Raw genomic sequence first — 22691 nt, forward strand, 5'->3', positions numbered from 1 at the left:
CGGCGGCAGTCGAACGCGCCCTACGGGCAGCGGGCTTGCGCGGGACGCGCAACTCCCATCAAGGCGTGCCATTCGGCGCCGGTGAGATCCGGACCAGCATGCGCACAAGCGGCCCGGATCAGGCCGTCCGGTGAGATGTCCCGTTCGATCAGCGCTCCATCGACGCCGCCGGAGAACGCGGGACCGGGATTCACCGTCACGAGATACCGTCCATCAGCGGACAAGGCGACGGCGGATGGGACGTGCCAAACGGAATCAGGCTCGAGTTCACCCAGATTCGTGCCGTCGGCGGCGAAAACAGTCAGATAGCCTGCCTCGTCTTTCGCGACGACCACGTTCGCGTCCGCAGCGGCGGCGAGCTGCGCGGCCGAGTTCCGAGTACTGCGGAACGGGATCGTCCGCTCTCGATGCGAGCCGGTCCGATCCCAGATCTCGATGCTGTCCTTCCGGCGGATCAGCAGATGCCGTCCGGCGAACAACACCGACTGCGCGTCGTTGCCGTCGATATCGTGCGCGTTTTGCTCTCGCGCCAAGTCATAGACCGATATGTGGTCGGCATCGCGCATGACCAGGAACTCTCCGGCCGCGTCGATTCCCGCTTCGACGACATGGTCTGTGTCGACCGCGCCGCCCAGCGGGAGGAATTCCGAATTGATGCCGCCGGTGGCCAGATCGTGCAGATACGCCCGTCCCCTGCTGTCGAGAGAAACAGCGGTCGGTGATACGGGCGACACACCGGCCGCCTCGACGCTGACCTGCGGTGGTGGCGAGGACAGGACCGTGACCTCGAACGGAGCCTCCACCTGGGGTTTGTGCGCGGATACACGTCGCTCGTAGCCGGATGCCGGATTCGCGGCGATTGCCAGCATGGTGCCATCCGCGCGCCAGGCGAGTTTCCCGGATAGTCCCGGTATGGAGAGCTGCCGGGAGGCGTCCGGCCCGAGCTGTTGAATGATCACCACGTCACTGTTGAGCGCCGATTCTCCCGGATCTTTGTCCTGGCCGGTGATTACCGCGGTGCGCCCGTCCGGGGACAGCGACAAGCTGGGCGGACAAGAATTGCATCCTTTGACGATCGGCACCGCAAAAGATTTCGCCAGCCGGTCGCGCTGCGCGAGATTCCACAGGGTGATCAGTCGCCCGGACGCCGAAACCAGCTGCGTTTCGGAGGTCCCGAGGAAACGCAGTAGCTTCCGGTCGGAATCTACGGCGGTACCGGCGATCAGCGGTGGCGGCTCCGGAGGCCTCGGCTCGCCGGTGACGGGCCCGACATAGAACCCGGCGTCGGCACTGGGCACCGCTGCTGTCCGCGCCGAGTGGCTGAGCACGGCGGGAGCCGATCGCCTCGGCATCGCGACGCCCACATATCCGGGCTCTGGGCGCACAGCGCTCGGAGTCGGACGCAGCCGGAAAACCGGCGCCGGAATACCGGGCAAGACGGCGCAGGTGAACGAGGACCCGTCGGGCGACAAGTCCCCGACATCTTGGCCGTCGCCGCAGGCGTTGCCGGTGTCGAGAGGTGAAAGATCCCGGTCGGCGCCGCCGTGAAGCGAGATCTGCCATGCCTTGCCGTCGGTTTCGAGCAGACGCAACGCCGTGTCGTCGGTGAACACCATGCTCGTCACCGCTCGGTCGATCGGATGTGACGAGAGGACCCGTCCGGCGGCATTGTCGATGATGTCGACCGTCCCCGGGGTGCCTTCCGCCGCCTTGGTCTGCCTGCGATGGACCGCACCGAACTTCCCGGACGCGGATACGGCGACGACATCGACTTCGCTCGCGTCGGGCACGCCGAAGTCCGGCCGACCGGAGTTGCCGCCCCACAGTGTGATCGAGGCGCCATCCGTGGCGAGAACCGTCCGGCCGTCCGCGGCGACGGCCAGCGAGCGGATCTCGCCGGGCAAACGCGCGACCGAGGTCGTCACCGAGCCTCCCGGCGCCCATGTCACGACTTGTCCATCGGCGAGCCCGGCAACGACGGTTCGACCGTCGGCGCTGCTCTGCAAGGCCGTGACCTCCGCAGGTGCCGCAACGTAACGAGCGACTTTCGGACTGGCGAGATTCGCGCGCAGCAGGGCGGCTTGGTGACGTGGACTCGGGTCGAGACGGTACGCCGCCACGGCCAGCAGCAGGGCCGCGCGGACATCCGTGGCCATCCTGGTGTCGGCGACGGAGGCCATGAGCCGCGCCGTGGCGATCCTGGCCTGCTCCTCGGCGCGATTGCTCTGCACCCGAGCCACGACCGCCGCGATCAGCGCCACGACGAGCAAGATGACCAACGCGCCGATGGCGGTTCTCGCCCAGCGCAAGTTCCGCTTGGTCTGCTGGTAACCCTCGGATTTGACGTCGGCCTCGGAGACGCCGCGAATCACCGCGGCGATGCCGACCGCGATGGCGTCGATGTCCGGACGCGGGACTCCGTTCGCATCCGCACGCCATTTGAGCGTTTTGTATACGGGTTCGGACGCGAAAACACCGAACAGGCGTGGCGGTAGCGCGGTCGAGCGCGCCCGGTCCCAATCCCCGGCTTCTTCGTCCCAGAACAGGGACCCGGCACTGAGGACCAGCAATATCGTCTCGGGAGACCGATTCGCCAGCCACCACTCGATTTCGCGGTCCACCCATTTGGAGCCGGCAGCCTCGGGTGAGGCCACCACGACGAGCCACTCGGAACGCGACAGGCCCGCGACAATCTTGTCCCACAGTTTCGGGCCGATCGGGACACCGCTGTAGTCGAGGAAGACGCGCATGCGCGGGAAGCGGTACCACGGTCGTGGCAGCTTTTCGATCGCGTTCTGGACCAGCGGAAGCACCGCACGGTCCCGGTCGCCGCTGTAGGACAGGAACGCGCCGTATCCGGTGTCCGCACGTGTGGTGCGACGCCTCAGCGCCGGACGCACAACCGCTCCTCGCGTCCTACCGCGTTCGCGCCACCACGAGCCATGCCTCCCACCGGCATCAGGTCCCCTCTCCCGATCGTAGCGGCTCCTGCACTCGCCTCGACATCGATTCAACCACCGCGTCAGCGTTCGGAACTCGATACCAGAAGATCAGTCCTGCAATCGTTTTCGCCGATATGAGACGAGGACCGGCGATTCGGCGTTCGGCCAGCACGTCATGCCGCGAACGTCTTGGGCGACGCACCGTGTGGCGACGGCCTCGCGCGTTCCCGCGGACTTCGGCGGTAGAAGTGGTCCATGACCACGTCGGTGGAGGCGTTCATACCCGCGATCAGGATGCCGGTGTGGGTGACCGACCCGCGTTCACGAACGCAGTGACTGCCTCACCCGCGCTGCCTCGCGGGTGAGGTGGTCGCGTTCGGGCGCGGTGGTGGCTGCTCGGGATGCCTCGGCGTACAGGTCGGCGGCCTGCTCGAGGTCGCCGGCGCGTTCGAGGAGATAGGCGCGAACGGCGGTGTACCGGGGCAGATCGGAATCCACCTTGCTCAGCTCTGCCAACCCGGCTTGCGGTCCGTCGGCCTCGCCGACGGCGACCGCGCGGTTGAGTCGCACCACCGGGCTACCCGTGAGGTGCAGTAGTTCGTCGTACCACTCCACGATCTGCACCCAGTCCGTCTCGGCGGCGCTCGGCGCATCCGCGTGCAGGGCGGCGATCGCGGCCTGCGCTTGGTATTCGCCCAAGCGGTCGCGAGCCAGCGCGGCTTGCAGAATCGTCACTCCTTCGGCGATCAGGCCGGTGTCCCAACGGGATCGGTCCTGTGCGCCGAGCGGCACCAGGCGACCGCCAGGGCCGAGGCGAGACGCGCGGCGGGCATGGTGCAGCAACATGAGCGCCAACAGGCCCGCGACCTCGGGCTCGTCGGTGGAGCCTGCCAGCTGACGGGTGAGGCGGATCGCTTCGGCTGCCAGATCGACGTCCCCGCCGTAACCCTCGTTGAAGACGAGGTAGAGGACGCGCAGCACCGTCGCCAGATCGCCGGGTCGATCGAGCGGCAGCCCCGCGATACGCCGCTTGGCCCGGCTGATCCGTTGTGCCATGGTCGCTTCGGGCACCAGGTAGGCCGTCGCGATCTGCCGCGTCGTCAGGCCGCCGACCGCGCGCAGCGTCAACGCGACGGCCGAGCCGGGCGACAGCGACGGGTGCGCGCACAGGAAGTAGAGCCACAGTGTGTCGTCCGTGCCCGGCACCGGGCCGGTCGGCGGCTCGACCTCCACGGCGAGTTCCCGCCCGCGCCGCGAGGTTTCGGCCCGGGCGACATCGAGAAACCTGTTCCAGGCGGCCGCGACGAGCCAGGCTTTCGCATCGCGCGGTGGATCGTCCGGCCAGCTTCGCAGCGCGCGGATCAGCGCCTCCTGCACGGCATCCTCGGCCGACGCGAAGTCGGCTCCGCGCCGGACGAGGACACCGATCACCGCGGGCACGAGTTCCCGCAGCAGCGACTCGTTCACTCGCTGACCGTGGGCAGCGCGGTGAGGAACGGCCGCACCTCGAGCCACTCCTGGACCGGCTTCCCGCACGCACCGGGTGCCGCGGACAGCTCTGCGGCCAGCTCGAGTGCGCGCTCGTAGGTCTCGACGTCGATCACCATCCAGCCGGCGATCAGGTCCTTCGTCTCGGCGAACGGTCCATCGGTGACCGGCGGGCGGCCCTCGCCGTCCGAGCGGACGAACGTGCCCTGCGGGGAGAGCGCTTGACTGTCGACGAACTCGCCGGTGGCCTCGAGCCGCGCGGCGAAGTCCTGCATGTACTGGACGTGGGCCGCGAGTTCCTCCGGGGTCCACTGGTCCATCCGCACGTCGTTGACCGGTGCCGGTGCGCCTCGGTAGTGCTTGAGCAGCAGATACTTGGCCATCATCTTCTCCTTGGATCGGTAGTGCCCATTCTTGCCGCGTCGCTCTCAGGCGTGCTGACGTTCGGCCCGTTGCCGGATCAACTCCTCGACTGGGCTCGGCAGGGTGGTTTCGAAGTCGATGAGTTTCGCCCAAGTCGGGGTGACGACGATCCGGACCATGCCGTCGTAGAGCGAGCGGACCTCGGCCTCCCACTCGACGCGCTGCTCGGGTGTCATCTCGTAGCTGCCGTTCATCTGGAGATACTCCTGCGGGATGCCGTCGACGACGTCCAGATCGGCGCGCCCGCGGACGAGCAGCATCTTGGGCGGGTGGACCTCGGTGTCGATGGTCAGGGCAACCATCGGGTTCTTGCGCAGTGCGAATAATTTCGGAGCGTTCTTACTGGTGCACAGCACGATCTCCGAGCCGTTCCAAGTGAAGGCGATCGGGATACTGCGCGGTGTGCCGTCCGTGGCGACATAGGCCAGGCGGGTCAGGTCGCGGGCCAGCAGCTCCTGGCTGATCGGGCGGTTCAGGATCTCGGTGATCTCGGTCGGTCGCATGGTGATCGCTCCTACGTCGGGGTCGTCGAGCGACATGTCCGTAGCCGCTCGTATCCCTGGGACGGAGCCGACCGGACGTTCTCGACATCCGGAGCGCACCAATTCTGAAAATTTCTGGGCTCGATCGCCACGACACCCTACAACTAGGCTTGACCTCCGCGATCGCCATCCGCAGCCGCGCCCACCCTATGCGCTCGCCGCGGAACAGAGTGCCGATCCGCTCGCCCGGGATCTGCGGATCGGTTGAGGAGAGCAGCAGCAACTGCCGGTTCACGCGGCGGCCCATCGTGGCGAGGAACGGTTGGCAGCGCGTTCAGCTCGCCGCATCGCTTCGGCGTGACCTTGTGCGCCGACGGTCACGGGTTCCTGCTGGGCATGGGTGTGCGACCTGGCGCACCACCGTCTCCGGCCTCGGCCGGATCACCCGCACCACGCTCGGGTACTCACACGCCAGCCGGAACAGAAACGTCGGCGAACCGCCCGCGCCAGCAGGAAACGTCCAGTTCCGCGAACTCCAGCTGGCCCGACCCAACGAATCGCCCGCTACCAGGAGATAGGCCGAACATCGCTATTTTTCGGCGCGGCAACTACCGGTACTCGAATCGATCGAACGGCATCGATCGCGCCAGCTCGCGTCCTCGCGCCACCGATTCCGCGGCGGTGGAAGGCCGATGCTCAGCGAACCCGCGCCCGCACCGACTCGCCAGCGGCGACCCGGTAACGCTCGGCGATCAACCGGACCACCGCCGGGTGCACGCCGATGGGTTCGGCGACGCCGTCCGCGCCAGCCTCGTGCAGACGCTGCTGGAACAGCCCGTGCGCGAGCAGATAGGAGGCGACGAACACCCGGCCCGCCCCCGCAACGCGCAGTTCCGCGACGACGTCCGGCACCCGCGGCGCACCGGTCGCGACGTAGCCGATACGGACCGGAACGCCGAGGCGTTCGGCCAGCAGCGCGGCCGCGCGCCGGACATCCTGGCGGGCCCGGGCGTCCGAGGAGCCCGCGGCGGCGAAGACCACCGCGTCACCCTGGCGCCAACCTGCGGCACGCAGACGCATCGCCATGATCCGCGCGAGCGCCGGATCCGGCCCCATGGCGGGCGTGACCGTCACCGCGGGATGGTCGCTCTCGGCGACCTCTCGCGGCACGTCCTGGTAGACGTGATAACCCGAGGCCAGGAACGCCGGAACCACTACGGCGGGTACGGATTCCCCGGCCGGGGTCACCAGATCGCGCAGCACCTCCGAAGGCGAAGGGCCGAGCACGTCCACGAAAGCCGTACGCACCCGAGGCGTCTCGGTGCCGGGCCCCGAAATCCCGGCACCGAGCTCCTTCGTCACGGCCTCGGCGAGCGCCGCGATCATCTGCACGCCCTTGGCGCTGCGGGTCCCGTGGGCCACGAGCACCAGGGCGGGCGCGGTCACCAGCTCCCCGCAGTCTGGATGTACCGAGGTGCCCGGGTCGGAATTCCGACTCCGGGCACCTGTGGTCCTCCTGTCGCGGTGGGCCGTGGGTTGTTGTCGATACATTCCGCCGGGTCCAGCGCGAGCCGATACCCACGTTTGACCACGGTCTGGATCGCTTTCGGCGTGCCGAGTCCGGCGCGCAGCCTGGCGATGGCGGTCTCCACCGCGTGCGTGTCGTCCCCGCCGCCGGGCAGCGCGGCCAACAGGTCCTCGCGCGAGACGACCCGGCCGGGCTGGCGGGCCAGCGAGCGCATCAACGCCATCGGCGCGGGCGCCAGCTGACGCACCTCACCGTCGACCACTACGCACGCGCCGCGCACGCTGATGATGTGGCCTGCGGCGTGAATCCGGTTGGCCCGCCTGGGCAGTTCCTCGGCGACGTGGCGGGCCAGCGCGCCCAGCCGGGCCCGGCCCGGCATCGAGGTGGGCACCCCGAGTTCCTCCAGCGGCGCGGCCGTGATCGGGCCGACGCAGGCGGGCAGCACCCGGCCGCGCAGCGCGTACAGCAGCCCTTCCAGCAACCCGGTCTCCTTGGCGCGCATCAACATCGACGCCACGGCGGGGGCGCTGGTGAAGGTGACGCAGTCCATGCCCGAGGTGACGATGGCCTCGATCAGGTGGTCCATCGGCCCCTGGTCGTCCGGCGGCACCCAGCGATACACCGGCACCGGCACGACATCCGCTCCCGCGCAACGCAGTACCTCGCAGAAGTCGGGCACCGGCTCCCACTCGGTGGTGGCCCCGTGCAACTGCACGGCGATCCGAACCCCTTCCACGCCCTCGGCGAGCAGGTGATCGAGCACTTCGGCGGACGATTCGGAGGCCGGCGACCACTCTTCGCGCAGTTCCGCGGCGCGGATGGCGCCCTTGGCCTTCGGGCCGCGGGCGAGCATCCGGGTGGTCCCCAGGGTCACGCGCAGGTCCTCGGCGAGGCCCCAGCCCTCGGCGGCCTCCATCCAGCCGCGGAAGCCGATTCCCGTGGTGGCCACGGTGATCTGCGGTGGATCGGCGACCAGCTGCCGGGTCACCCGCTCCAGCTCGTTGTCGTCGGCGAGCGGGATGATGCGGATTGCCGGTGCGGAAACGATGTTCGCGCCCCGGCGTTCCAGCAGTGTGGCGAATTCCTCCGCCCGACGGGCCGCCGTGATGCCCACCGTGAATCCGGCCAGGCTCGCACCCGTGTCAACTGTTGTCATTGGGTTCATCCATCCGAGGACGCGAGCGCGGTGGCCACCGGCTCGTTGGAAATCGAGACGATGCCGTCGTCCACGCGCACCGCGTACACCGGCAGCATCGCCGATTCGTCGTCCAGGCAATGCCCGTCGACCAGGGAGAAAGCCTGCTTCAGCAGCGGCGAGGCCACGACGGGCGCCCCGCCGCGATCGCCGACGATCCCGCGCGACATGACCGCCGCCCGGCCGATCGGATCGATATTGCCGACGGCATACAGCATGCCGTTCTCCAGCAGGAAAAGTGCGGCCTGTCGGCCGCCTTTGAGCAACACCGCGACGCCGCGGCCGGGAATCAGGTAGTCGAGACGGCAGGCCTGCGTCCACCCAGTGGTGGTTGCTGCGGCGATGCCGGGGGTATCGATCACGGTCATCGGTGTCATCCTCCAAACGCCTTACTCATTGGTACCGACGTTCTGTTTCCATGCGGTTAAGCGGTCATTTCCCCTGCGTGGCGACCGGAACTTCCGGCAGTCCGAGCAGGACGGGAACTTTCCGCTCCCCGGATTCGTCGAAGGAAATCGTCGGATCGGATTCCTCCGGCGCGTTGACGAACGACACGAAGCGTGACAGCTTCTCGTCGTCTTCCAACACCGCGGCCCATTCGTCGCGGTAGCCGGCGACGTGCTGAGCCATCGCCGCCTCCAAATCCTCGGCGATGCCGAGGCTGTCCTCGCAGATCACCTGCTCGAGGTAATCGATGCCGCCTTCCAGCGCCTCCTGCCACGGAGCGGTGCGCTGCAAACGATCAGCGGTGCGGATGTAGAACATCAGGTACCGGTCGATGTACTTGATCAGCGTCTCGTCGTCGAGTTCACCGGCCAGCAGGACGGCGTGCTTCGGGGTGAGACCGCCGTTGCCGCCGACGTAGAGGTTCCAGCCGTTCTCCGTGGCGATCACGCCGACGTCCTTGCCGCGTGCCTCGGCGCATTCGCGGGCGCAACCGGAGACCGCGAGCTTCAGCTTGTGCGGCGAACGCAGCCCGCGGTAACGCTTCTCCAGCAGCACGGCCATGCCGACCGAGTCCTGCTGACCGTAGCGGCACCACGTGGAACCGACGCAGCTCTTCACCGTGCGCAGCGACTTGCCGTACGCGTGACCGGATTCCATGCCCGCGTCGACCAGCCGCTTCCAGATCAGCGGCAACTGCTCGACGCGCGCGCCGAACAGGTCGATGCGCTGACCGCCGGTGACCTTCACGTACAGGCCGAATTCCTTGGCCACCTCGCCGATGGTGATCAGCTGTTCGGCGGTGACCTCGCCGCCGGGCATCCTGGGCACCACCGAGTAGGTGCCGTTCTTCTGCAGGTTGGCCAGGAAGTGGTCGTTGGTGTCCTGCAGCGCGGCCTGCTCGCCGTCGAGGATGTGGTCGCTCGAGGTGGAGGCGAGGATGGACGCCACGGTCGGCTTGCAGATGTCGCAGCCGGTTCCCTTGCCGTACTTGGTGATCAGGCCGGAGAAGGTGCGGATGCCGGTGACCTGGACGATCTGGAACAACTCCGCACGCGACTGCTCGAAGTGCTCACACAGCGCCTTGGACATCTCCACGCCGGACTGCTCGAGCAGCTTCTTGAGCATGGGAACGCAACCGCCGCAGGAGGTTCCGGCGCTGGTGCAGCTCTTGATCCCGGGGATGTCGCAGGCGCCTTCGGCGATCGCCCCGCAGATCGCGCCCTTCGACACGTTGTTGCAGGAGCAGATCTGCGCGTCGTCCGGCAGCGCGTCGGCCCCGAGTTCGGCGCCCGCGGGCGAGATCAGCGCGGCCGGTTCGGCGGGCAGCGGGCGGCCGACCAGCGGACGCAGCGCCGAATAGGCGGTGGCGTCGCCGACCAGGATGCCGCCGAGCAGGGTCTTCGCGTCATCGGAGACGACCAGCTTGGCGTAGGTGCCCTTGGCCGCGTCGTGCAGCACCACCGACAGCGCGCCCTCGGTGACGCCGTGCGCGTCACCGAAACTGGCCACGTCGACACCGAGCAGCTTGAGCTTGGTCGACATGTCCGCACCGGGGAACTCGCCCGCGCCGCCCAACAGGCGGTCGGCCACGATCTCCGCGGTGGTGTAGCCCGGCGCGACCAGGCCGTAGCACACGCCCTCCACCGCGGCGCATTCGCCGATGGCCCAGATGTTCGGGTCGGAGGTCTGCAGGCCCAGGTCGGTGACGATGCCGCCGCGGGGACCGACCTCCAGGCCCGCGTCCCGGGCGATCTGGTCGCGCGGGCGGACACCGGCGGAGAACACGACCAGCCCGGCGTCGATCACGGTCTCGTCCGAGAGCGTCACCTGCACGCCCTGGTCGGCGGCCTCGATCGCGGAGGTGCCCACGCCGGTGTGCACGTACAGTCCGAGGTCGGTGACCAGGCGCTCCAGGATGGCGCCGCCGCCCTCGTCGACCTGAGCCGGCATCAGCCGGGTGTTGTACTCCACCACGTGCGGGGTGAGCCCGAGCAGGCGCAGCGCGTTCGCGGCTTCCAGGCCGAGCAGGCCGCCGCCGACCACCACACCCGTCGCGCCGGGACCGGCGGCTTCGGCGGCCGCGCGAATGCCGTCGAGGTCATCGATGGTGCGGTAGACGAAGCACTCCGGCCGGTCGTGGCCGGGCACAGGCGGCACGAACGGGTAGGAACCGGTGGCCAGCACGAGCGCGTCGTAGGCGAGGATGTCGCCCGAGGACGTGGTCACCTTGCGCGCGGCCCGGTCGATGGACTCGGCGCTCTGGCCCAGCCGCAGCTCGACCAGTTCGTCACCGGCGTACTCGTTGCCGGGCAGCGCGAGCGCGCTCGGGTCCCAGGCGCCGACGTAGGACGACAGGCCGACGCGGTCGTAGGCGGGCAGCCGCTCCTCGCTGAGGATGATCACCTGCCACTGGCCTTCGGTATCGCGCGAGCGCAGCGCCTCGACGAACCGGTGCCCGACCATCCCGTGGCCGACGACCACCGCGGTCTTGCGAGCGACTGTGGGGTTCATCTGTGGGTCCTCCTGGACTGGATCGGGTGTCAGGCGCGGGCCGAGCCGGCGGACGGGGACTGGGACTGAGCGGCCTCGGCCTCGAGGACGAAGGTCTCGGCTTCGGTCACGACCTCGGAATCGACGGGCAGGCCGCGCAGGCTGGGGCGGCGCAGGAACACCGCCCAGACGACCAGGGCGCAGACCACGTAGAAGGCCATGAACACCCAGAACGCGGTGGTCGCGGACTTGGTGGACGCGTAGGAGGTGCGCAGCACCAGGTTGATGCCCACGCCGCCGAGTGCGCCGATGGCGCCGACGAAACCGATGAGCGCGCCGGAGGTGTTCTGCGACCAGGCCGCCTGTGCGGCGGGCGTGGCGTCCAGGCTCCTGGATTTCGCCTCGAACACCGACGGGATGATCTTGGTGACCGACCCGTTGCCGATGCCGGAGAGCACGAACAGGGTGATGAAGCCGACGACCAGGGCGGTCATCACGCCGCCGCCCGCCACGCCGTTGTTGTTGTCGGCCAGCGTGCTGGCCACGGTGACCAGCACGGCCGCCGCCATCATGGCGGTGAACGTCAAAAACGTTACTTTGCCACCGCCGATGCGGTCGGCCCACTTGCCGCCGTAGGGCCGGGCCAGCGAGCCGAGCAGCGGACCGATGAACGCGATCTGCGCGGCGTGCAGCGTGGCCTGCGCGACGGTGTCGCCGCCCGCGCGGAAGCTGATCTGCAGGATCTGGCCGAAGGCGAAGCTGTAGCCGATGAACGAACCGAAGGTGCCGATGTAGAGGAACGCGATGGCCCAGGACTGCGGCACCTTCAGCGCCGTCAGCATGTAGGACAGGTCGGCCTTCTGGTTGGGCAGGTTGTCCATGAACAGCGCGGCGCCCAGGCCTGCGATCGCGATGAGCACCAGGTAGACCGCGCAGACCAGCGAGGCGTAGCCATTGCCGAGGGTCGCGATGACGAGCAGGCCGATCAGCTGGATCACCGGAACGCCGATATTGCCGCCACCCGCGTTCAGGCCCAGCGCCCAGCCCTTGAGCCGCTGCGGGTAGAACGCGTTGATGTTGGTCATCGAGGAGGCGAAGTTGCCGCCACCGAAGCCGGCGAACGCGGCGATCACGAGGAACGTCGTGTACGAGGTGCCGGGCTGGTTGACGAAGTACAGCGTGAGCAGCGTCGGGATCAGCAGCATCGCCGCGCTGAAGACCGTCCAGTTGCGTCCACCGAAGCGCGCGGTCGCCACGGTGTAGGGAATCCGCAGGAACGCGCCGACCAGGGTCGGCATGGCGACCAGGAAGAACTTGCCCGCCGGGTCGATGCCGAACTTGTCGGTCGGCATGAACAGCACCATCACCGACCAGATCGACCAGACCGAGAAGCCGACGTGCTCGGCGAAGACCGACCAGATCAGGTTGCGCCGGGCGATGTCCTTGCCGCCCGCTTCCCAAGCGGCGACGTCCTCCGCATCCCAGTGCTCGAGATGCGGCCTGCGGATCTTCGTCCGTCCCAGCGCTTCCAGACGGTTACGCGTCAGCGTGTTCAACGGGGCCTCCCAAAGTCGGTTGGCCCCACGGTAGGAAATGGGTATTGCCGAAATGCTGCGCGAAATGACCGTCAAATCAACGGTTGCTCACGATTACCGGTTCCGGGAGGTGAGTTTCGACCAATGTTTCCGGCATGTGACGCAACGGTTTCCGTGCGTCACGAAAAGGCTTATCTCGAATTCGTCGACCGGTGAGGTGTGACGCGGGCTACGCCGTGCAATTCGAATGCGCCCATCCTGACCCTGTTCGCACAGCCGCGCAACCCGAACTGTGAGATTTCCGGCCGACGGCCGCGCGCGTCAATTCCAGGTGTCCTCGAGCACGCGCGGCTTGCAGGCCTGCCACGCACCGGCGAGCAGCACGAGCACGGCGACGCCGAGCATCGTGAACGGAGCCAGCCAGCCGCCTGTGGCCGTGTGCAGCACGCCGAACAACAGCGGACCCACGCAGGCCACCGCGTAGCCGACGCCCTGGGTGAAGCCGGACAGCGCGGCCGATCCGGCAGGCGTGCGGGTGCGCAGATTGATCAGCGTCAGCGCCATCGGGAAGGTGCTCGGACCGAGGCCGAGCACGACCACCCAGAGGATCGGCGCGGCCATCGGCGCGATCAGCAGCCCGGCGAACGCGATGAAGAACAGCGCCGCGCAACCCACTACCACGGGGAACGGATTGCGGAACCGGGCCACCACGGTCGGCGCGCTGAGCGCGGCGACCAGGCCGACCACGGCGAACAGACCGACCATGGCTCCGCCGTACGCCGCGCTCGCACCCGCCTCGCTCAGGATCTTCGGCAACCAGGCGAACATCGCGTAGGTGGTGAGCGAGGTCATGCCGAACATGCCCGCCATGCCCCAGGCGATCGGCGAACGCCACACCCGCCCGCTGTGCGGCTCCCGCACCGGCACGGCCGTGCGGTCCGCGCCGTCGTGCCCGCGACGGCCGCGCAGCACCGCCACCCACGGCACCGCCGCGGCGAAGCCGAGCAGGCCCCACACGCCGAGGGAGACGCGCCAGCCGTGCGCGTCCGCCACCGGGACCGCGGTGACGGCGGGCACGACCGTGCCGAGTTGCACCATCACTATGTACAGCGAGCTGATCCCGGCCAGGCGATCCGGGAAGTACCGCTTCACCAGCGGCGGGATCACCACGTTGCCGATACCCATGCCCGCGAGGGCGAGCGCGGAGAACACCAGCAGTTCGGCGGTGCCCGACATCAGCACCCGGATCGACATGCCCGCGCCCGCCATCAGCATGGCCGTCAGCGCGGTGCGCTCCAGCCCGAGCCGCACCGCCATGACCGGGGTGAGCAGCCCGGACAGCGCGAACATGGCGGTGGGGAGCATCCCGAAGAGGCCGACAACGGCGGTGCCGTAACCGATTTCGGCGCCGATCCGCTCGGCGAGCGGGCTGAACGCGGTGACCGCGACTCGTAGGGTGAGCGCCGACATCACGATGGCCGCCAGGACCAGCGCCCGGCCCTCGATCAGCGCACGTCGACGGCGCTCGACCAAGACGGATTCCTGGCGAGCCTCGGTTTCGGGAAGGGTCACAGACACCGAGAAATCATAGGATGACCGGATGAAGGGCGGCAATGATTTGTGATGGGCGGTACTCTGTCGAGGTGCAACCCGTCCGGCGCACCAGCCTCATCGCCCAGGTCACCGAGCAGCTGCGTGCCGAAATCCGTTCCGGCCGTTGGCCGATCGGCTCCCGCATCCCCACGGAGCCGGAGCTCACCGAGCTCACCGGCACCGGCCGCAACACGGTGCGCGAGGCCGTCCAGGCCCTCGTGCACGCCGGCATGCTGGAGCGTCGCCAAGGTTCCGGAACGTACGTGATCGCCGCATCGGACCTCGGCGGAACTCTCGGCAAATATTTCGCCGACGCCGAGGAACGCGACGTGCTGGAGCTGCGCCTCGCGCTGGACGTCACCGCCGCGGGCCTGGCCGCGCGCCGCCGCGACGACTCCGACATCGCGAACCTGCTGCGCCTGCTGGCCGAACGCGACAAGAAATGGGAAGACGACCCCGCCTCCGCGATCGAGGCGGACGTCCAGTTGCACCGCGCGATCGTCGTCGCCAGCCACAACGCGGTGTATCTCGAGTTCTACGATTCGCTGCTGCCCATCATCGAACAGGTCATCCGCGCGCGGACCGCCAAATCGGATGACTCCTATACCGACGAACACGCCGCGCTCGTGCACGCCGTGATCGACGGCGATCCCGATCGGGCCGCCTCAGCGACACGCTGCTTCCTCAACTCTCTCATCGCGGAATATCCGGACGCGCGATAAACGGTGTCAGGTAACCAAGTGGTCACCATTCCCGGCCGCGCAATGTGAGTCGGATTTGCCGGGAACGTCATCGAGGGCCACGGGGACGCAACAAGCGGCTCATACCTTTGTCTCGACCGTAGCTAGGCACTCGACAGCCGCCGGCGGCACTGCGCCGCGATGAGGGCCGGTCGAGCCGAATCGAGAGGAAGCCGATGACCGCCGTAGCAGCCACCGGCCAGCAGTCGCAGCCAACGACTTTCGAATATCAGAAACGTGGCCGGTGGCTCGACCACTGGGATCCCGACAATCCGGCGTTCTGGGCATCCGGCGGTGCGAAAACCGCGCGCAAGAATCTCATCTTCTCCGTGTTCGCCGAGAATCTCGGCTTCAGCATCTGGGTCATCTGGGGCACCGTGGTGACCAGCATGGGCGCCGCCGGATTCGACTTCCTCGCCGGGCTCGGCAAGGGCAACCCCACCGCGGTGAGCAACGCGCTGCTGCTGACCTCCACCCCGACCCTGGTCGGCGCCGCGCTGCGCATCCCGTACACGTTCGCCGTTCCCCGGTTCGGCGGCCGGGCGTTCACCGTGTTCAGTGCGGGGATGCTGCTGCTTCCCACACTCGGCCTCGCCTACTTCGTCAACCAGCCGGGCACGCCGATGTGGGTGTTCCTGCTGCTCGCGGCGCTCGCGGGCGTCGGAGGCGGCAACTTCTCCTCCTCGATGGCCAACATCAACTTCTTCTTCCCCGAGGGCAAGAAGGGTGCGGCGCTGGGCATCAACGCGGCGGGCGGCAACCTGGGCGTCGCCCAGACCCAGCTGGTGCTGCCGTTGCTGATCACCCTGGGCACGCACATAATGGCCAAGGATCCGGGTGGCTATCGCTTCGGCATCACGCTGTCGGTGCTGGTCTGGGTGCCGTTCATCCTGGCCGCCGCGTTCGGCGCGCTGCGTTACATGGACAGCATCGGCACCGCCAAGTCCGATGGGAAGTCCTACCGGCGCGCGCTCACCAACCGGCACACCTGGGTGATGGCGATCCTCTACATCGGCACCTTCGGCTCGTTCATCGGTTTCTCCTTCGCCTTCCCGACCCTGATCAAGGCCAACTTCCCGGACCTGGCGAAGATCGGATGGATCACGACGCTCGGTAACCTCGCGTTCCTCGGCGCACTGGTCGGATCGTTCAGCCGTCCGTTCGGCGGCTGGGTGTCGGACAAGGTCGGCGGCGCGAAGATCACCCTGTACGTCTTCGGCGGCATGGCGGTCGCGGTCGCGGTCGCGCTGATCATGGCCGGGCTGGAACTGAAGAGCTTCCCGTTGTACCTGATCGCGTTCCTGCTGCTGTTCGTGCTCACCGGCATCGGCAACGGCTCGACCTACCGGATGATCCCGACCATCTTCAGCGCGGAGTCCAAGAAGTACGCCGCCGAGCACGGCCTCGACCTCACCGAAGCCGCGGCCTCGGCCAAACGTCAGGCGGGCGCGGCGGTCGGCGTCATCGGCGCGGTCGGCGCCTCCGGTGGCTGGCTGTTGCAGCAGGCGCTGCGGTTGTCCAACACCCACCTGCACAGCATGGCCCCCGCGTTCTGGGCCTACGCCGGTGCGTTCCTGGTGATGGCGGCCATCACCTGGTGGTTCTACCTGCGGTCCTCGTTCGCCATCCAGCGCGTCCCCTCACTGGCCTACGCGAACGTCTGACCGCTCAGCCTGTCCCGCGGTCCGGACCCCGCGGGACACGGGCGCAGGCACCGCCGTCCCCCTCCGGCGGCCCGTGCCCCAACACCGAACGTCCGCCCGTCACCCGGCGCAAGATCCCGGGTCCGGCAACGGGTCCCGGCCTGCACCGGGACGACGCGCGGGCGTTCGGTTATGTCCGAGAAGAGTTCGGGTCAGTACGGTAAATGGACCCCGTCGCGCACTTCCTTGACCGTTCTGCTGATCATTTGCTGCAAGGTGGCGGCGATGCGCTCGGCGGTGGTGGGTTTGATCGTCAGCAGATCCGCGCCGAACGTGACGTAGCGACCGTCGTTTTCGACGTCGTTCAGCTGGAAATCCTTGCGGCCGTAGGTATGCCGATTGTCGACGCTGCCCATCGCGTAAACGCCGACGTGACCGATCAACGTCATTGCCCGGGTGAAGAACCGCTCGAACTCCTCCCGCGGCGTCGGTCGCCACGCGTCGCGGACCGGCGGCCTCGGCCGCGCCAACTCCTCTGCGGAAGCCTGCAACTGTTTCCCCTGCCCCGGGCCGCAGACGGGGAAAACGTCGACCACGGCTCGCGCCACCGCACCGGCGGGTAACAGCGTCAGCACCACGTCACCGCCGTGTTCGGGGTCCGGGCCCGGTTCCTGCACCGCGACCGCGCCGTGCTCGTAGTGCACCCCCGCATGGGCGCGCAGCCTGCGGTTGCGACGCTTACCGGCGAAACCGGCCACTTCCACCCGGGCCTCCGGCGCCAGCAGCACTTCCACCGCACGCAACAACTCGTCATCGATGCGCGGGCGCAGCGACTGCGCCGCCGCCTGCCGCAACCGCAGACTCTCCGACCGGAATTCCGTCATGTACTGGTGCTGCAAGGGATACGGCAGCACATCACGGCCGGTGGACTCCCACAGTGTCCGGAATTCGAGCGCGGTGAACCGCCAGTTCTGCACCTCGGGCATCAGCGACGTCCCTATCGCGGGTTGTCCCCGATGACCGGCGGCACCGTCCCGGGCAACTCGTCCAACCCTGTGAGCTCATTGCCGTGCTCCTGAGTGATCAGGTAATCCGGAATGCCCTTGGTGGATTCCTCATCGGACTTGCCTCCGCGCGCACCGGGAGCCATTCCGCCCATTCCGCTCGTACCGGCGCGGCCGGGAGAGGTGCCGGTTCGCGCGGCAGCCGGAACCGCGTTGGTGCTGTTCGGTGTGCCTTTGGACGGCACCGAGACACCGGGCGCACCCGGACCGGTCGGACTTCCCGGACTGCCTGGCGTGCTCAGATGCGGGCTGCCAGGAGTGGTCGGCGATGCGCTCGGGGTAGGAGTCGTCGAGGCGGGTGTTGTCGAAGAGGACGTGGTGGAAGCCGGTGTGGTCGAGTCCTGCTTAGTCGACGCCGGGTCGGCACTGGTCGACTCCGATGTTTTCGAGGCGTCGTCCGAGGGTTGGTTGCTCGACTGACTCGTCGGGTCCTCGGTGGAGTCCGTACCGGAGCGATCCGAACTGGGCGACGAAGTTCCCGACGGGTTACCGGTGCCATTGTTCGTGCCTCGCGGGCTGCTGCCGTCGCCGATGCCACCTGGGTTCGTGGCGGAAGCCGGACGCGGGATCACGGGCACGTTGGTATCCGACTCCATGACCACCGGGGCGTACACGGTTCGAAGCACACGCAAGGCTTCGGTCTTCGCGTTGTACTCGGCGACATCGTCGTTGCGCCAATCCCTACCGGCGACGAAGGCGCGCATGTTGTCCCATCCGCTGCGATGTTCCGGCGCGTGCGGGACCAATTGCTTGGTCGGCTCCAACCCGGTCAGCAGTTCCGCCAACTTGTTTCCGGTCAACCGGGCGGCGTTCGAGACCTGTGCACCTTGGGTGGCGTAGTCTCTGACCGCGCTCGCTGCGGCATTACGCGCCTCACCCCGCCATACGCTGTCATCGGTGGCCCGCTCCATCGCCGTCTTGAAGGTCTCCAGTGAGGTCCGGTGCCGGTCCGCGATGGTGTTCCACGCGGTCACCAGATCTGTCACCGCCTTCAAGTCGATCTGGTCGACCTTCTGACGCAACGTAGCGACATCGTGCCGCTCGAACTCGTCCGCGTCGAGAACTTCTCTCGGCCGGAAGTCACCTTGGAACCCGACGTCCGAGGCCCGGCTCCGCACACCGTCACGCTGCCGGTTGTACTTGTCCTGCACTCCGGCCACATCGGCATCGGGCTGCAACTCCTCGCCCGCGATCCAATTGGTGAGACTGCGCCACATAGCCGAGCCCAGCCCCTGATCCAGCTGGAATTGCGGCATACCACCGTACGGATTCCCCATCAGCGCACCTGCTCAGTGGTACCCGCGATCTGTGTCGCGTTCTCGATGTCCTGCCCGGTGATGCGCTTGAACGAGATCGCCATGACCTCGCGCATGTTCTTCACAGTCTCGATGTGCTCGAGGATGACGTGGTCAACTGAATGGTCCTCGCCCGTGGCCTGCTTCAGGAACTTCTTGACCAGATCGTTGGCCATCTCGAAGTCACCGAAGCCAGCCACGTTCTGGACATCTTGCGTGATGATCGCCAGATCTTGAAGATCTTTGATGCGCTGATCACACGCTCTTGCGCATGCAAGCGCGACTTCCTGGTTGTCGAGGTAAAGCTCCCCCGTCCCAGCCGCTCCAGCTAGTTGACTCCACAGTCTCGCGCTGTCCTCGCTCATCTTCCCCTCCCCGCTCAAGCCGGCAGAACCGGCACTATCGACTCGCCAACTCGATACAGTGTCGTGCAGGGCTCCTCGAGGTTGTCCAGCCCCGCCAGGTTCGACACTCGCAATTGAATGACACCTTGCGGTACGGCGAACAAGACATCGCAGAGAAGATTTTTCGAAGCCCCTTCGACTCTGAATTGCCGACCCGATCGACCCGCCACCGTGACATCTCGAAATTCGACGTTTCCGTGCTTCTTTTCGAACTCGGCAACAGTCCGCCCCGTCGAAAACACAGTCATCGAGTAGCGACTGCCCTTCCATCGACAGATTTCCCAGCCCGACTGGTCTACTCCCGCGACACCTTTCTCCTCCGTTGCCGGATCAACGCCTGCCGCGCGAAGCGCCTCATCGGGAATTCCCGTGCATGGGTTGAACAGAGCCGGCGTCGCAGTGGTGCTGGGACCCGCCGTCGGCGACTCGCTCGTAGGGTCTTCACATCCCAGAGTTCCGGTCGCCAGCGCTCCGATGAGCAGTGCCAACAGGATTCGACGACTCATCCCCACCCTCTCGACCCGTGTCGACTCAAGTGCGCCAACACTAGCAGACGAGCAGCCAGTCGAACCTTCCTGCGCTGGTCCAGGGATATGCTGAGTGTGTGGGGCGGCCCAGACGAAAGCGTTCCGACCCGAGCGCGCCGGGTATGACGCGGCCGACCCCAGCCCCGCGTGAACGCTTATTCGCCGTCGCCGCCACCCCGTGACGCACCGAACGGTCGTGACGGCTTAACACATTGCTCGAACACGGCGAGAAGGGAAAAGATGAGCGCCAGATAGAGCGTAGCTGCCCATATCTCCCAGTTCTCGACCTGGCCCATCAAGCCCCGCATCACCGCCGCCGCTCCCGTTACCGCCACCGCCGCGTACGCACTGACGAAAAAACCGCGGACCACCGCCCGCATCCGCCCCTCAGGTGGCTGCCGTCGACTGACCGCAATCCCGAACACCTGCACCGCCAACGCGAATATGATTGCTCCGCGCTGCGCGGCCCCGACGCCCACCCATTCGCCCACGAACGTAGAGGTGAGCGCCCATCCGATTACGGTGGGAGTAACGGCTGCCACGATGAGGCCGAACAAGCGGACCCCAAGTTCCCACCTCTCGATCCGTCTACGCCTGCGCTCGCCCTCGTTCAGCTCAGCTGCCACTTGGATTCGCCATCCCCCTCCACCGAGGCGTCGGCGAATGTCGACGCCTGCGAATCCGGCCACCCTCCAGGGAAGGTACTGTTATCGGACAGTGCAGCATTCAGCTCGCTGAAAGCTTTGGCTTGCAGTCCGACGAAAGTGGTCACCAGCGTGACCGCAGCCCATAGTTGACCCGCGGACAATCCTGATGTCGCAGCGATGTCAGCGATACTGATCGGTGCGCCGATGCCACTCATCAACTCTCCCAGCGCCCTGGCAAGGCCGCCCAGGAAACTCGCGCAGATGACCAGAATCCCGCTATAGAAGGTCAGGCCTCCGACGGCACATTCCATCATCGCACTCCTGGCCTTATCGGAGACATCTCCCATCTTCCCGGAAGCAGCGCTCTGCGACGTACTCGTCTTGAGGTACGAAAGCTGCGCCGCACCTTTCCATGTCCGATTGGCCTGCAGATTATTGGGGTCGATCTCGCCCTGGATGCTTGTCACAACATTGCGTACTGCCGCCCAGTCGCCGCTGCGCAAGTACATATCGTACGGCGCGCGAATCCCCTGTACGATCTCGTAGATCTTCTCCCACATCCACTTGCAGACCTCGACGATTTTGTCGGCACACACCTTGACCGCCCGCTGGACCGACGGAATCAGACGAACATACGGAAAGTCAAGAGCGGTGCTCTCAGCATAGGGCACATCGACCTTGATCGTTTCGTCGATCTTCGTCAAAAATTCCTCGAGCTCATGTACCACCGAATCGTACGATGCGACGTCAAAAGTCATTACGGGACCTCCCCTACCAGACGTTGTCGATGCGATGCTTACCCGCAGCATCCTCGGCCTCGTATGTGTCAGCACAGAAGCGGAGGGTATCGGCTACCTCGGCGAACCGCCGAGACGCCACGGCTGATCGGTCGGACATCTTGCTGACGAGTTCGTCATTGGCGTCGACGATGAACTGAAACAATCCGGCTTGAAGACGGTTGAATCTCAATGCATCCAACCTTCCCCCCAGATCCGACATCGCGGCCGACTCACGAGCCCAGACACTCGCGTCTGCGCGCAATGAGTCGAGCGCGACTTCGAATTTTCCGGGACTCACAATTTCCCCTTCGGCGATTGGTTCTGCAGCGATGCCAGGGCCTGGATGGCATCGTTCATCAAGGTTCTCAATGTGTCGGTGGATGCATCGGTCACAGTGGCCAGCAGACGATGCGCTTCGTCATAGGCCTGTTTGACAGCCCAGGCGATCGTGCTGCCTCCGACATCCATTCCCCACGGGATACGGACGACGCAGTCGATGATGCCGCTGCGACTCAGGGTGACCGACGTATAGAGATCATCTTCCGTTTCGACTGTTCCAACGGATTGCTCGCGCTTTGCGTCGGTGCGGCTGCTCATGGCTTGAAGGGTCTCTTCTACCAGCTGCGGGGTGCCGACCATAGGGCCTCGCGGTGGTGCTGGTGGATCGAATCTCGTCGGGATGACATCGTTCATGTCGAGTGCTTCGAGCCGATCGATGGCTCCGTTGTCGACTGCGGCGGTCATCGTTGACGTGAAACGTTGCTGCTCGGCATCTTTGACCGCGTCGATCACAGCTCGGCCGATCTCACCTCGGTCGACGTGCCGCGCCCAGTTGTCGGAGATGACGATGTCGATCAGCTCGCCCGTCTCGGCGAGGGTAGCCTCGACCACTCCCGTGTGGTCACGACCGGTGGTCCGGGGCGGCGCGGCGGCGAAAACCTCCTGCATCAGACCAGAGATCGCCTTGGTATACGCGTGGAATCGAGCGATTTCATCAAGTAGTTCGTCGTTCATGATCACCCCCAGTGACTTCTGATAGAAATTTGGACCCCGAGAAGCCTCCGCTGCTGGCAGCGGCTACTCATCAGCCCACTTGATCGGTTGCGTTCGCGAACTGCGTCGCGTTCTCGATGTCCTGCCCGGTGATGCGCTTGAACGAGATCGCCATGACCTCACGCATGTTCTTCACGGTCTCGATGTGTTCGAGGATGATCTGGTCGATCGAATTCGGGTCACCCGCTGCCTGCTTCAGAAATTTCTTGACCAGGTCTTCCGCCATTCTGAAATCACCGAAGCCCGAGACATTTTGAGCGTTCCCCGCCAAGCTGCGCAAAGATTCCAGTTCGGCTAATCGCGAGTCGCATGCTTGCGCACAGAGAAGTGCGGCGTTCTGGTCGTCAAGGTACAGTTCTCCGGCTTTGGCTTGGCCAGCAAGCTGGCTCCAGACAGATGCGTTGTCCTCACTCATG

21 protein-coding genes are annotated in these 22691 nt (G+C 66.6%); 2 read left to right on the plus strand and 19 right to left on the minus strand.

Annotation, left to right across the window (positions count from 1 at the left end; all coding sequences use genetic code 11):
* Positions 1 to 20: 20 nt before the first annotated feature.
* From ACWEH3_RS18600 to ACWEH3_RS18645, 10 genes are all read right to left on the minus strand, one after another.
* Positions 21 to 2900 (minus strand): hypothetical protein, encoded by a 2880-nt coding sequence (locus ACWEH3_RS18600; RefSeq protein ID WP_450021669.1) that lies wholly within the window; start codon positions 2898 to 2900, stop codon positions 21 to 23.
* Between the two features lie 363 nt (positions 2901 to 3263).
* A complete protein-coding gene (locus ACWEH3_RS18605) occupies positions 3264 to 4409 on the minus strand; it encodes an RNA polymerase sigma factor (RefSeq protein WP_450021671.1) in 1146 nt (381 codons plus the stop codon).
* On the minus strand, positions 4406 to 4813 hold the full coding sequence (locus tag ACWEH3_RS18610) for a YciI family protein (RefSeq protein WP_450021673.1): 408 nt from the start codon (positions 4811 to 4813) through the stop codon (positions 4406 to 4408). The genes ACWEH3_RS18605 and ACWEH3_RS18610 overlap by 4 nt, the downstream gene beginning before the upstream one ends.
* 45 nt (positions 4814 to 4858) lie before the next feature.
* Positions 4859 to 5356, minus strand: a complete 498-nt coding sequence (locus tag ACWEH3_RS18615) for a pyridoxamine 5'-phosphate oxidase family protein (protein ID WP_452358357.1) — start codon at positions 5354 to 5356, stop codon at positions 4859 to 4861.
* Positions 5357 to 6031: 675 nt separating this feature from the next.
* A complete protein-coding gene (locus ACWEH3_RS18620) occupies positions 6032 to 6781 on the minus strand; it encodes a sirohydrochlorin chelatase (protein WP_450021677.1) in 750 nt (249 codons plus the stop codon).
* Positions 6778 to 8019, minus strand: a complete 1242-nt coding sequence (locus ACWEH3_RS18625) for a uroporphyrinogen-III synthase (RefSeq protein ID WP_452358358.1) — start codon at positions 8017 to 8019, stop codon at positions 6778 to 6780. The genes ACWEH3_RS18620 and ACWEH3_RS18625 overlap by 4 nt, the downstream gene beginning before the upstream one ends.
* A 5-nt stretch (positions 8020 to 8024) precedes the next feature.
* On the minus strand, positions 8025 to 8426 hold the full coding sequence (gene nirD / locus ACWEH3_RS18630; protein ID WP_379256057.1) for a nitrite reductase small subunit NirD: 402 nt from the start codon (positions 8424 to 8426) through the stop codon (positions 8025 to 8027).
* A gap of 64 nt (positions 8427 to 8490) precedes the next feature.
* Positions 8491 to 11016: a nitrite reductase large subunit NirB gene (gene nirB, locus ACWEH3_RS18635; RefSeq protein WP_450021682.1), complete on the minus strand. Its 2526-nt coding sequence runs from the start codon at positions 11014 to 11016 to the stop codon at positions 8491 to 8493.
* A gap of 29 nt (positions 11017 to 11045) precedes the next feature.
* On the minus strand, positions 11046 to 12542 hold the full coding sequence (locus ACWEH3_RS18640; RefSeq protein WP_450021725.1) for a nitrate/nitrite transporter: 1497 nt from the start codon (positions 12540 to 12542) through the stop codon (positions 11046 to 11048).
* Between the two features lie 309 nt (positions 12543 to 12851).
* Positions 12852 to 14108, minus strand: a complete 1257-nt coding sequence (locus ACWEH3_RS18645; RefSeq protein WP_450021684.1) for an MFS transporter — start codon at positions 14106 to 14108, stop codon at positions 12852 to 12854.
* 65 nt (positions 14109 to 14173) lie between these two features.
* Between ACWEH3_RS18645 and ACWEH3_RS18650 the strand changes: the two genes are divergently transcribed.
* Together ACWEH3_RS18650 and ACWEH3_RS18655 are read left to right on the plus strand one after the other, a co-directional pair.
* Positions 14174 to 14845, plus strand: a complete 672-nt coding sequence (locus ACWEH3_RS18650; protein ID WP_450021686.1) for a FadR/GntR family transcriptional regulator — start codon at positions 14174 to 14176, stop codon at positions 14843 to 14845.
* A 194-nt stretch (positions 14846 to 15039) separates the two neighbouring features.
* Positions 15040 to 16527: an MFS transporter gene (locus ACWEH3_RS18655; RefSeq protein WP_450021687.1), complete on the plus strand. Its 1488-nt coding sequence runs from the start codon at positions 15040 to 15042 to the stop codon at positions 16525 to 16527.
* 191 nt (positions 16528 to 16718) lie between these two features.
* Here ACWEH3_RS18655 and ACWEH3_RS18660 read toward each other — a convergent pair whose 3' ends face one another.
* From ACWEH3_RS18660 to ACWEH3_RS18700, 9 genes are all read right to left on the minus strand, one after another.
* Positions 16719 to 17492: an ESX secretion-associated protein EspG gene (locus ACWEH3_RS18660; protein WP_450021689.1), complete on the minus strand. Its 774-nt coding sequence runs from the start codon at positions 17490 to 17492 to the stop codon at positions 16719 to 16721.
* 11 nt (positions 17493 to 17503) lie between these two features.
* Positions 17504 to 18847 (minus strand): hypothetical protein, encoded by a 1344-nt coding sequence (locus tag ACWEH3_RS18665; RefSeq protein WP_450021691.1) that lies wholly within the window; start codon positions 18845 to 18847, stop codon positions 17504 to 17506.
* Entirely contained in the window at positions 18847 to 19230 is a 384-nt protein-coding gene (locus tag ACWEH3_RS18670; RefSeq protein ID WP_450021693.1) for a hypothetical protein, read from the minus strand. Before ACWEH3_RS18670 ends, ACWEH3_RS18665 begins: the two co-directional genes overlap by 1 nt.
* Before the next feature lie 14 nt (positions 19231 to 19244).
* The gene (locus ACWEH3_RS18675) at positions 19245 to 19775 is read right to left on the minus strand and encodes a DUF3558 domain-containing protein (RefSeq protein ID WP_450021695.1); all 531 of its coding nucleotides are present in this window, start codon (positions 19773 to 19775) and stop codon (positions 19245 to 19247) included.
* 176 nt (positions 19776 to 19951) lie between these two features.
* Positions 19952 to 20422, minus strand: coding sequence for a hypothetical protein (locus tag ACWEH3_RS18680; protein ID WP_450021697.1), 471 nt, complete (start codon positions 20420 to 20422; stop codon positions 19952 to 19954).
* Positions 20407 to 21201: a hypothetical protein gene (locus tag ACWEH3_RS18685; RefSeq protein ID WP_450021699.1), complete on the minus strand. Its 795-nt coding sequence runs from the start codon at positions 21199 to 21201 to the stop codon at positions 20407 to 20409. The genes ACWEH3_RS18680 and ACWEH3_RS18685 overlap by 16 nt, the downstream gene beginning before the upstream one ends.
* Before the next feature lie 13 nt (positions 21202 to 21214).
* Entirely contained in the window at positions 21215 to 21520 is a 306-nt protein-coding gene (locus tag ACWEH3_RS18690; protein WP_450021701.1) for a hypothetical protein, read from the minus strand.
* Entirely contained in the window at positions 21517 to 22236 is a 720-nt protein-coding gene (locus ACWEH3_RS18695; RefSeq protein ID WP_450021703.1) for a hypothetical protein, read from the minus strand. The genes ACWEH3_RS18690 and ACWEH3_RS18695 overlap by 4 nt, the downstream gene beginning before the upstream one ends.
* A 70-nt stretch (positions 22237 to 22306) precedes the next feature.
* Positions 22307 to 22690, minus strand: coding sequence for a hypothetical protein (locus ACWEH3_RS18700; protein ID WP_450021705.1), 384 nt, complete (start codon positions 22688 to 22690; stop codon positions 22307 to 22309).
* Position 22691 lies beyond the last annotated feature (1 nt).

The organism is Nocardia sp. NPDC004718 (assembly GCF_053601535.1).